General features: G+C 74.6%; 1 protein-coding gene and 1 pseudogene. Both read right to left on the bottom strand.

Annotation, left to right across the window (positions count from 1 at the left end):
• Positions 1 to 69 precede the first annotated feature (69 nt).
• Positions 70 to 135: pseudogene (locus tag K7I03_RS34550) on the bottom strand (polyketide synthase docking domain-containing protein); the annotation flags it as partial.
• 216 nt (positions 136 to 351) lie between these two features.
• Positions 352 to 12,405, bottom strand: a complete 12,054-nt coding sequence (locus tag K7I03_RS31140; protein WP_185941069.1) for a type I polyketide synthase — start codon at positions 12,403 to 12,405, stop codon at positions 352 to 354.
• Positions 12,406 to 12,407: the final 2 nt, after the last annotated feature.

The raw sequence follows: 12,407 nt of genomic DNA, 5'->3' as shown, positions 1-12,407 counted from the left end.
GGAGACGATCGCGACCGGCTCCTGGTGGCGCTCCTCCACCTCGCGCAGCCGCTGGCGGGTCTGTCCGAGGTCGACTGTCACCCGCTTCAGATACTGACGAAGCTTCTCTTCGGTACTCGGCTGGGCACTCGACATCGAACGTCACTTCTCCATCGGCGAGGGGCACGGAAGGGCGGGGCCACCGGGCAAGGAAGGGCGGGCAGGGGAGGTCAGGGCTTCCGATCGGCGGGCGGTCGCGGCCCGCGGTCGTCGCCGGGCTTCACGACTCGGCTCCGGGCTTCACGACTCGACTCCGGCATCATGACTCGGCTCGGGCATCATGACTCGGCTCGGGCAGCACGATTCCGGGCATCACAGCTCCCGGTCGATGAGCGCGAACATCTCGTCGTCGGACACGCCGTCGAGCGCGTCCAGCTCCGTCGTGCCCGTGGTGGCGCGGTCCCCGCCGTTCAGCTTCGTCAGCAGGGCGTTGAGCCGCCGGGTGATCCGGCCGCGCGCCTCGTCGTCCAGCGCCAGGGCGTCCAGGCCCGACTCGATCCGGCCGAGGTCGTTGAGGACCGGGTCGGCCGCGTCCTTCAGGGGCGCGGGCGCGCCGTCGGGTGACAGGAGGGTCAGGAGGTGGTCGACGAGGGCGGCGCTCTCCGGGTAGTCGAAGACGAGTGTGGCGGGCAGTTTCAGGCCGGTGGCCGCCGAGAGCCGGTTGCGCAGTTCCACGGCGGTGAGGGAGTCGAAGCCGAGTTCCTTGAACGAGGTGTCCGGGCGGATCGTGTCGCGGTCGGTGTGGCCGAGCACGCCGGCGACGTTGCCGCGGACGATGTCGAGCAGCAGACGGTGGCGTTCGGGGGCCGGCAGGCCGGCGAGCCGGTCTGCGAGGCCGTCGCCGGAGGCCGCTCCGGTGGCGGCGGTGGGCCGGCGGTCGCGTCCGCCCGGCGCCGTGGCGGCCAGGGCGCGCAGGAGGACGGGCCGGGACCCGGCCGGCCGGCCGGCGACGGTCCGCGTGTCGAGGTCGACGGCGACGAGGTGCGGGCTGCCGTGGGCGCGGGCGGCGTCGAGGAGGGCGAGACCGCGCTCGGTGGTCAGGGGCGTGAAACCGGTGCGCTTCATGCGCGCCAGGTCCGTCTCGCCGAGGTGCCCGGTCATGTCGCTCGCGGTCTCCCAGAGCCCCCAGCCGACGGACAGGCCGGGCAGCCCGGCGGCGCGGCGGTGCTGGATCAGTGCGTCGCAATAGGCGTTCGCCGCAGCGTAGTTGGCCTGACCCGGGCTGCCGAGCGTCGCCGCCGCGGACGAGAAGACGGCGAACAGGCCGAGGCTTAGATGCCGCGTCGCCTCGTGCAGGTGGTGTGCGGCGGCGGCCTTGCCGGCCCACACCCTGGCCAGGCTCTCGGGGGTCTGCGCGGTGACGACGGCGTCGTCCAGGACGCCCGCCGCGTGCACGACGCCGGTGAGCGGGTGGGCGGGATCGACCGCGCCGATCAGCTCGGCCACCGACCCGGGGTCGCTCACGTCGGCCGCGACGACGGTCGCCGAACCGCCCAGATCACCCAACTTCTCCACGAGTTCCGTCGCGCCCGGTGCTTCCGCGCCGCGCCGCCCCGCGAGGATCAGGTGCCGTACGCCCCAGGTGCGGACGAGGTGTTCGGCCACCGCCCCGCCGAGTACGCCCGTGCCACCGGTGATCAGGACCGTGCCCTCGGGTTCGAGGCCGGCCGGGATCTCCAGGGCCAGCTTGCCGGTGTGCTTGGCCTGGCTCATGAACCGGAACGCCTCGCGGGCCCGGCCGAGCGGCCATGCCGTGACGGGCAGCGGCCGCAGGACCCCGGAGGCGAACAGCTCGCCCATCTCCGCCAGCATCTCGCCGATCCGGTCCGGCCCGGCGTGCGGTACGAGGTCGAAGGCCCGGTACCAGGCGCCCGCGTGGTCGGCGGCGACCCGGTCGGGGTCGCGCTTGTCGGTCTTGCCCATGTCGACCATGCGCCCGCCCTCGGCGAGCAGCCGCAGGGAGGCGTCGGTGAACTCGCCCGCCAGGCTGTGGAGTACGACGTCCATGCCCCGCCCGCCGGTGGCCTCCCGCAGGGTGTGCTCGAAGTCGAGGTCGCGAGAGGAGGCGCGGTGGGCGGCGTCGATGCCCATCTCCTCCAGCACGGCGTGCTTGGCGGGGCTCGCGGTGGCGTACACCTCGGCGCCCAGGTGGCGGGCGATCTGGGTGGCGGCCATGCCCACACCGCCGGTGCCGGCGTGGATGAGCAGCGATTCGCCCGCCTTGAGACGGCCCAGGTCCACCAGGCCGTACCAGGCCGTCAGGAACACCACCGGCACCGCCGCGGCCTCCTGGAGACTCCAGCCTTCCGGCACCGGCACGACCATCCGCGCGTCCGCGATCGCCATCGGTGCGAAGGCGCCCTCGAACAGGCCCATCACACGGTCACCGACGGCCAGACCCGTCACGCCGGGGCCGACCTCCACGACGTAGCCGGCGCCCTCACTGCCCGCGAACGTCCCCTTGTCGGGGTACATGCCCAGGGCGATCAGGACATCGCGGAAGTTGATGCCCGCCGCCCGCACCGAGATCCGCACCTGGCCGGGCTCCAGCGGCGCGAGCGCCTCCGGCGCCTCGACGACCGACAGGCTCTCGACGGTGGCGGTGCCCGCGGTGCCCAGCCGCCAGACGGGGGCGCCGGCCGGCGGGACGAGCTCCACCGGAGCACCCGCGGGAACCAGCCTCGGGACGAGGACGGCACCGTCGCGCAGAGCGAGTTGCGACTCGTCCCGGTCCTCGACGAGGTGGCGCAAGGCCGCCTGCGGGAGGTCCCCGCCGTCGGTGTCGACGAGGACGAGGCGGTCCGGGTTCTCCGACTGGGCGCTGCGGACCAGCCCCCAGACGGAAGCGGCCGCCGGGTCGACGTCGGCGCCCGGGACGGTGGCCACGGCACCGCGCGTCACCAGCAGCAGCCGGGAATCGGCGAGCCCGGGCGCCGCCAGGAACTCCTGGACCAGCGACAGCGCCCGCTCCGCCGTCGCGAGGCCGTCCCCGTCGGCCTCGACGGGAGCGACCACCGCCCACGGCGCGTCGTCGCCGGACCGCACCGCATCGCCGAGAGCCACGCCTTCACCGAGCGCGACCCACGAGGAGCCGTCCGGCGCTTCCCGCTCCGGCACCGGAAGCGGCATCCATTCCACGGCGTAGAGACCGTCGACGCCGCCGCGGGCGGCGGCCGAGAGCTGCGCGGGGTCGGCCGCCCGCAAGGTCAGGGACTCCACATCGAGAACCGGCGCACCGGTGCCGTCGGCGAGCGTCACCCGCAGGTCCCGGTCGGCGGACTCCCCTCGCGGGGACAGTCGGACGCGGAGGCGAGTGGCCTGCTCGGCGTGGAGCGACACGCCGCTCCACGCGAACGGCAGCCACATCGTCCCGTCCTCGGGCCGGTCGATGAGCAGCAGCGGGTGCAGGGCGGCGTCCAGGAGTGCGGGATGAATACCGAACGCGCCCGCGTCACCGGCCTTTTCGGGAAGCTCGACCTCGGCGAGCAGGTCACCACCCTGCCGCCACAGCGCCCGTACCCCCTGGAACGCCGGGCCGTAGCCGTATCCGGCCTCCGCTGCCCGCGTGTAGAAGTCCGCGACGTCCACCACTTCCGCGTCGGCCGGGGGCCACTGTCCCTTCAGTTCACCGGACGGTAGCGCCGGTTCGGGGCTCAGCACACCGACCGCATGGCACACCCAGGCGCCTGAGTCCGGCCGGTCCGGGCGGGAGTGGACGCGCACGTCACGCCGGCCCCGCTCGTCGGCGGCACCCACGGCCACCTGGACGGACAGGCCGCCCGACGCGGGCAGGACGAGCGGCGCCCGCAGCGTCAACTCCTCCACCACGGAGCATCCCGCCTCGTCGCCGGCCCGCAGCGCCCACTCCACGAGCGCCGCGCCCGGCACCAGCGCCGCCCCGCCCACCACGTGTTCCGCGAGCCAGGAGGACACCTCGCCGGTGAGCCGCCCGGTCAGCAAGTAACCGTCGGAGTCGGCGAGTTCCACACTGGCGGCGAGGAACGGGTGGCCGGAGGAGGCCATGCCGAGGTCGGCCGGATCACCGGTGAGCCGTGAGGGGGCTTCCAGCCAGTAGTGGTCGTGCTGGAAGGCGTAGGTGGGCAGGTCGACGGTACGGGGGGCGGGGTCGGTGGGGAAGAAACGCCGCCAGTCGACGTCCGCGCCGGCCGTGAACGCGCGCGCCACGGAATGCGTGAGCTGGACGGCGTCGCCGTGGTCGCGGCGCAGGGTGGGTACCACCGTGGCGGTGACGTCCGCCTGCTCGATGGTCTCCTCCATGCCCAGGTTCAGCACCGGGTGCGGGCTGGCCTCGATGAAGACGCGATAACCGTCGGCGAGCAGCGCTTCGACGGTGTCGGCGAAACGGACCTGCTGCCGCAGGTTCGTGATCCAGTAGCCGGAGGTCAAAGTGGCGGTGTCGATCCGGCCGGCGGTGACCGTGGAGTAGAACGCAGTGTCGGTGGCCAAGGGCTCGACACCGCCCAGACGCTCGGCCAGCAGATCCGCGATCTCATCCACCTGCGGGCCGTGCGAGGCGTAATCCACATCGATCAGGCGGGCGCGATGACCTTGCGCCTCAGCTTCCGCGACCACGGCCGCCACCTGCTCCGGCGGACCCGAAACCACCGTGGAGGACGGGCCGTTCACGGCAGCGATGCCGACCCCCGCATGCCCGTCGATGAACTCTTCGGCAAGTTCCCGGCCCACGCCGAGGGAAGCCATCGCACCCCGACCGGCCAACCGCCTTAGCGCATCACTCCGCACGGCGACGACCCGCGCCGCATCCTCCAACGACAACGCACCAGCCACCACCGCCGCAGCCATCTCCCCCTGGGAGTGACCGATCACCGCAGCGGGCTTCACCCCGTACTCGGCCCACACGGCGGCGAGAGAAACCATCACCGCCCACAGAACCGGCTGCACCACCTCCACCCGCGACAGCGCCTCACCGTTCCCGCACAACACCTCCGTCAACGACCAGTCGACATACGGAGACAACGCCCGCTCACACTCGGCAATCCGAGCCGCGAACACCGGTGACTCATCGAGCAGTCGGGCACCCATGCCCACCCACTGCGAACCCTGCCCCGGAAACACCAGCACCGGACCCGCACCGGGAGAGCCGGCCACCCCGGACACCACATCCGCCGACACCTCGCCCGCCGCAAGCGCCTCAAGACCCGCGACCGCCTGACCGACGTCCCGGCCCACCACCACGGCCCGGTGCTCGAAGGCCGCACGCGACGTCGCCAGCGACCAACCCACGTCCAACAGCGAGGAGCTCTCCGACGCGAAGGCACCCAGCCGCCGGGCCTGCTCCCGCAAGGCGTTCGCGGTGCGACCGGAGACGATCCACGGCACCACCGCGCCCGGAACGGGCTCCGGCGCGCCCTCGTCGGGGACCTCCGCCGGTGCCTCCTCCAGGATCACATGCGCGTTCGTCCCCGAAATACCGAAGGAGGACACGCCGGCCCGGCGCGGTCGCTCACCGCGCTTCCACGGAACCGGTTCGGTCAGGAGCCGGACGGCGCCGGAGGACCATTCGACGTGCGGGGTCGGTTCGTCCACGTGCAGGGTGGCGGGCAGCAGCTCGTGCCGGAGCGCCATCACCATCTTGATCACACCGGCGACGCCGGCGGCGGCCTGGGTGTGGCCGATGTTGGACTTCACCGAGCCGAGCCACAACGGGCGGTCCTCGTCGCGCTCCTGCCCGTACGTCGCCAGGAGGGCCTGGGCCTCGATGGGGTCGCCGAGCGTGGTGCCCGTGCCGTGGGCCTCGACCGCGTCGATCAGTTCGGGGCTCTGGTCCGCCGCGGCCAGGGCGGCGCGTATGACGCGCTCCTGTGAGGGGCCGTTGGGTGCGGTCATCCCGTTGCTGGCGCCGTCCTGGTTGACGGCCGAACCCCGCAGAACGGCAAGGACCTTGTGCCCGTTGCGGCGCGCGTCCGACAGGCGCTCCAGGAGGACGAGGCCCGCGCCCTCGCCCCAGCCGGTTCCGTCCGCCGTCGCGGCGAAGGGCTTGCAGCGGCCGTCGGGGGCCAGGCCGCGCTGGCGGGAGAACTCGACGAAGGTGTTGGGGGTGGCCATCACGGTCGCCCCGCCGGCCAGGGCGAGAGTGCATTCGCCGCGCCGCAGGGCGTCGGCCGCGAGGTGCATCGCCACGAGGGAGGAGGAGCAGGCGGTGTCGACGGTGATGGCGGGGCCTTCGAGGCCGAAGGTGTAGGCGACCCGGCCGGAGGCGACGCTGGGTGTGCTGCCGGTCATGATGCGGCCCTCGTAACCGTCCGGTTTGCGGTCGAGGAAGCGGGACCCGTAGTCGTCGTACATGATCCCGGTGATGACGCCGCACGGGGTGCCGCGCACGGTGGCGGGGTCGATGCCGGCGTCTTCGAAGGCGTGCCAGGCGCATTCGAGGAGCAGTCGTTGCTGGGGGTCGGTGGCGGCGGCCTCGCGCGGGCTGATGCCGAAGAAGCCCGCGTCGAACCGGGCCGCGTCGTAGAGGAATCCGCCTTCCCGGGCGTAGCTGTGGCCGACCCGGTCCGGGTCGGGGTCGTGGAGGCCGGTCACGTTCCAGCCCCGGTCCTCGGGGAAGGGGCCGATGGCGTCCGTGCCGGTGGCGACGAGCTGCCAGAGCTCCTCGGGGGAGGTGACGCCGCCGGGGTAGCGGCAGGCCATGCCGATGATGGCGATGGGCTCGTCGTCGGTGGCGGTGCGGCGTACCGCCGGCTGGGGGGTGGCGGGGGCGCTGTCGGACAGGTGGGTGCGCAGATGGCGGACGAGGGCGTCGGGGGTGGGATAGTCGAAGATCAGGGTGGCGGGGAGCCGGATGCCGGTGGCCGTGGAGAGGCGGTTGCGGAGTTCCAGGGCGGTCAGTGAGTCGAATCCCAACTCATTGAAGGCGCGGCCGAGTTCGAGGGTCTGGGGTGAGGGATGGGCCAGGACGGTAGCGATCTGCTCGCGGATCAGGTCGCCGAGGGCGCGGTCGCGGTCGGCGGAGGAGAGCGCGGCCAGGCGGGCGCTCCATGAGGTCGGCTCGGTTGCTTCGCCGGTGGCGGCTGCGGCGGCCCGGGGCCGGGGAGCGCGGACGAGACCGCGCAGGGCGGCGGGCAGGGTGTGGGCGGCGGCCAGGCCGTGCAGGACGGACCGGTCGAAGCGGGTGGCGAGGACGGTGGGGTGCGGGCCGTTCAGGGCCGCGTCGAAGAGGGCGAGGGCCTGTTCGTCGGTGAGCGCGGCCACGCCGGTGCGGCGGATGCGGGCGCGGTCGGTGTCGGCGAGCCGTGCGGCCATGCCGCCGCTCGCGGACTCCCACAGCCCCCAGGCCATGGAGGTGGCGGCGAGGCCGTGGGCGCGGCGGTGTGCGGCCAGGGCGTTGAGAAAGGCGTTGGCGGCGGCGTAGTTGGCCTGGCCGCCGTTGCCCAGGACGGAGGCGCCGGAGGAGAAGAGGACGAACGCGGCGAGGTCCAGGTCCCGGGTCAGTTCGTGGAGGCGCCAGGCCGCGTCGACCTTGGGGGCCAGCACGGCGTCGAGCTGCCCGGGGGTCATCGCGGTGACGAGGGTGTCGTCGATGACGCCCGCGGTGTGGACGACGGCGGTCAGCGGGTGGTCCGCGGGGATGCCGTCCAGGAGCCGGGTCAGCGCGTCGGGGTCGGTGATGTCGCAGGCCGCGACGCGGACGTCGACGCCTTGGGCGGTCAGTTCGCTCCGCAGGTCCGCGAGTCCCTCGGCGGTCTCGCCGCGCCGGCTGACGAGCAGCAGGTGGCGGGCTCCGTGTGCGGTGGCCAGGTGGCGGGCGGTGGCCCGGCCGAGGCCGCCGGTGCCGCCGGTGACGAGGACGGTGCCCTCCGGGTCGAGGCGTCGCCGTACGGCGGGGTCCGGCCGGGTGCCGTCGGCGTGCGGGGCGCTCTCCGTGGCGGCATCGCCCTCCGGCTGCGGGCCGCTGCCCGTGCCGGGGTTCGTCACGGCGAGGCGCGGCACCAGGGCGGTGCCCGCGCGCAGGGCCACTTCCGTCTCGTCCTGGGATGTCGCGGCCGTCACGGCGACGGGCAGGGCTCGGTGGGTGGCGGCGTCATGGTCGATGTCCAACAGCAGGATCCTGCCCGGCTGTTCGGCCTGGGCCGCGCGGACCAGGCCCCACAGGGGGGCGGTGACCAGGTCGGCAGGGGCGTCGTCGGGGTGGGCGGCGACCGCGCCCGTGGTGAGGATGACGAGCCGGGCCGGGGCGAGGGCGTCCGCGGCGAGCCAGTCACGCAGCAGGTTCAGGGTGGCGTGCGCGTGGGCGTGCGTCCGGGCGGGGATGTCGCCGGGGGCGGTGGGCGGGACGGGGGCGAGGACGAGGTCGGGGACGGGGGCGCCCTCCGCGACGGCCGCCGCCAGCGCGGCGAGGTTCTCGTAGGGCGTGCCGGGGAGGAGGTCCGTCTCCTGGACTCCGAGATCCGTCGCCTCGGCGCCGAGCACGGCCCAGGTGCCGGTGGCCGGCTCGTCGGCCGGCAGCGTGAGCGGCTGCCACGCCATGTGGTGCAGGGGTGTCCCGGCGGGCCGGGCGGAGCGCCAGCGGTCGGCGGGGATCAGCCGCAGCCGGAGCGAGTCGACGGTGGCGACGAGCGCGCCGTCGGGGTCGGTGAGGGTCAGCTTCAGCCGGTCGTCGCCCTGGCCGCTGAGGCGGACCCGCAGCCGGGTCGCGCCGGTGGCGTGGTGGCGTACCCGGCCGAAGGAGAACGGGAGGCGCACCGGTGAGGTGTCGTCGCCGGTGCCGTAGAGCTCGTCGACGGCGTGCAGGGCGGCGTCCAGAAGCGCGGGGTGGAGCGTGAACTGTGCGGCGTCGGCCAGCTGTTCGTCGTCCAGGCGGACGTCGGCGTACAGGTCGTCGCCGTGCCGCCAGGCGGCGCGGACGGCGCGGAAGGCGGGCCCGTAGCTGTAGCCCTGCTCGTCGAGGCGGGCGTACAGCGCGTCGACGTCGAGGGGGGTGGCGTCGGCGGGCGGCCAGGGTGCGGTGTCGGTGGCGGGCGAGGCGCCGGCCTCGGCCGTGGTCAGGGTGCCCGTCTCGGCCGTGGCCGACGTGCCCGTCCCGCCCGCCGTCAGGGCACCGTTCCCAGCCGTGACCGGCTCGCCGGTCTCGACCGCCGTCGGCGCACCGGTCTCCGCCGCGGCCAGCGCGCCGGTGGCGTGGCGGCGCCAGCCGTGGGTGCCGTCCGGGTCCGTGTCGAGGTCCCCGGCGTCGTCGGCGGGGCGGGCGTGGACGGTCAGGGTGCGGCGGCCGGAGGTGTCCGGGGCGCCGACGGCGAGCTGGACGCTGACGGTGCCGGTGTCGTCGAGCAGCAGTGGGGTTTCCAGCGTCAGGTCTTCGACCGTGTCGCAGCCGACGTGGCGCCCGGCGAGCAGGGCGAGTTCGACGAAGGCGGTGCCGGGCAGCGGGACGCTCCCGGCGATGGCGTGGTCGGCGAGCCAGGGGTGGGTGCGCAGGGAGAGGCGCCCGGCGAGGAGCAGGCCGCCGTCGGCCTGCCGGATGACGGCGGGCAGCAGGGGGTGGCCGGTCTCGGCGAGGTCGGCGGCGCGGGCCGGGGCGGCGGCGTCCGGGGTGGGGCGCCAGTAGCGGCGGCGCTGGAAGCGGTAGGTGGGCAGGGGCAGTTGGGCTGTGCGGTCGGGGAAGAGGGGGCCGAAGTCGACCGGCTGCCCGTCGACGTGGAGCGTGGCGAGGGCCGTCAGCAGGGTGCGGTCCTCGTCGTGGCCGGAGCGGAGGGTGGCGGCGACGACGGGCCGGGGCTCCGCGTCGGGCGTCGCGGGGGCCGGGACGCAGTCCTGGACCATGGCGGCGAGGACCGGGTCGGGACCCAACTCCAGGTAGCGCACGACCCCTTGGGAGTGGAGCGTGCGCAGTCCGTCGTGGAAGCGCACCGGCTGCCGGACGTGACGCACCCAGTAGTCGGCGTCGGTGAGGAGTTCGGGTCCGGCGAGCTCGCCGGTGAGGTTGGAGACGACGGGGATCTCCGGCGCGTGGAAGGTGAGTCCTTCCGCGACGCGCCGGAACTCGTCCAGCATCGGCTCGATCAGGGGCGAGTGGAAGGCGTGGCTGACGTTGAGGCGCTTGGTCTTGTGCCCGCGTCCGCGCAGGGTCTCTTCGAGTTCGGCGACGGCCCGCTCGGCGCCGGACACGACGACGGCGGTGGGGCCGTTGACGGCGGCGAGCGAGAGGTGGTCCTCGCGGCCCGCGAGCAGCGGGAGGACGTCGGTCTCGGCCGCCTGGACGGCGAGCATCGCGCCGCCCGCGGGGAGGGCCTGCATCAGCCGGCCCCGGGCGGCGACCAGCGCGCAGGCGTCCGGGAGGGAGAGCACTCCGGCCGCGTGCGCGGCGGTGATCTCGCCGACCGAGTGGCCGGTCAGGTGGCTCGGGGTGACGCCGAGGGAGGTGACCAGCCGGTACAGCGCCGTTTCGAGGGCGAACAGGGCGGCCTGGGTGACGCCGGTGCGGTGGAGGGAGGCGGCCTGCTCGGTGCCCGGCTCGGCGAACAGGGTGTCGCGCAGCGGCTGTTCGAGCAGCGGGTCCAGGTGGGCGCAGACCTCGTCCAGGGCCTCGGCGAACACGCCGGAGGCGCGGTGGAGGCCGGCGCCCATGCCCGGGCGCTGGCTGCCCTGCCCGGTGAAGAGGAAGGCGGTGTCTCCGGTGCGGGCCGGGCCGGTGCCGGTGACGAGGGCCAGGTGGGTGCGGCCGGTGGCCAGCGCGGCCAGGGCTCCGGCGCGCTCGGCCCGGTCCGCGCCGAGCACCACGGCGCGGTGTTCGAAGAGGGAGCGGCGCAGCAGGGTGCCGCCGACGTCGGCCGGGGAGGCGTCCTCGTGGCCGGCGAGGTGCCCGGCGAGGGCGTCGGCCTGGGCGCGCAGGGCGGGGGCGGTGCGGGCGGAGAGGAGCCAGGGCAGCGGCGGGCGGGCGTCCCGGGCGGTCGCGGCGGCGGGAGCACCCGCGGCCGGCTCGCCTTCGGTCTCCCCGGTGTCGTCCGCCGGCGGCTCCTCCAGGATCAGGTGCGCGTTCGTGCCCGAGATGCCGAACGACGAGACGCCCGCCCGGCGGATCCGCTCCCCGCGCGGCCAGGCGACCGGCTCGGTGAGGAGGCGCACCCCGCCGGACTCCCAGTCGGCGTGCGGGGTCGGCCGGTCGACGTTCAGGGTGGGCGGCAGCGTCTGGTGGCGCAGCGCCAGGATCATCTTGATGAGACCGGCCGCTCCGGCCGCGCCCTGGGTGTGGCCGATGTTGGACTTCACCGAGCCGAGCCACAACGGCCGTTCCTCGTGGCGTTCCTGACCGTACGTCGCGAGGAGTGCCTGCGCCTCGATCGGGTCACCGAGCTTCGTCCCGGTGCCGTGTGCCTCGACCGCGTCGACCTCGGCGGGCGAGAGCCGGGCCCCGGCGAGGGCGGCGCGGATGACGCGCTGCTGGGAGGGGCCGTTGGGGGCGGTCAGGCCGTTGCTGGCGCCGTCCTGGTTGACGGCCGAGCCGCGGATGACCGCCAGCACCTCGTGCCCGTTGCGGCGGGCGTCGGAGAGGCGTTCGAGCACCAGCAGGCCGGCGCCCTCGGAGAAGGCGGTGCCGTCGGCGGCGGCCGCGAAGGGCTTGCACCGCCCGTCGGCGGCGAGGCCGCGCTGCCGTGAGAACTCGGTGAAGACGTACGGGGTGGTCATCACCGTGACGCCGCCCGCGAGGGCCAGGTCGCACTCGCGGCGGCGCAGCGCGTGGGCGGCCAGGTGCACGGCGACCAGGGACGACGAGCAGGCCGTGTCGACCGTGACCGCCGGGCCCTCCAGGCCGAAGGTGTAAGCGAGGCGGCCGGAGAGCACACTGGGCGCGTTGCCGGTGACGAGGTGCCCCTCGGCCTCGGGGTCGATGTGCGGGGTGCCGAAGCCGGGCAGGGCCGCGCCCGCGTAGACGCCGGTGCGGCTGCCCTCCAGCGACCGCGGGTCGATGCCGGCGCGTTCGAGGGCCTCCCAGGCGCACTCCAGGAGGAGCCGCTGCTGGGGGTCGAGGACCTGGGCCTCGCGGGGGCTGATGCCGAAGAACTCCGGGTCGAACAGGTCGGCGTCGTGGAGGAAGCCGCCCTCGCTCGCGTAGGTGGTGCCCGGGTGGTCGGGGTCGGGGTGGAACAGCCGGTCCAGGTCCCAGCCCCGGTTGCCGGGGAAGGCGCCCAGGCCGTGGCCGCCCGCGGCGACCAGGTCCCACAGTTCCTCGGGGGTGCGGACGCCGCCGGGGTAGCGGCAGGCCATCTGGACGACGGCGACCGGTTCCCGGTCGCGCTCCTCCGCCTCGCGCAGCCGCTGCCGGGTGGCGTGCAGGTCCGCGGAGACGCGCTTGAGGTAGTCGACCAGTTTCTCTTGGCTCACCATGT

The sequence above is a fragment of the Streptomyces mobaraensis genome, from assembly GCF_020099395.1.
In the GTDB taxonomy this organism is placed as follows: Bacteria; Actinomycetota; Actinomycetes; order Streptomycetales; family Streptomycetaceae; genus Streptomyces.
The sequence above is the reverse complement of the archived record's forward strand: the minus strand, read 5'-3'. Positions and strand labels throughout refer to the sequence as shown.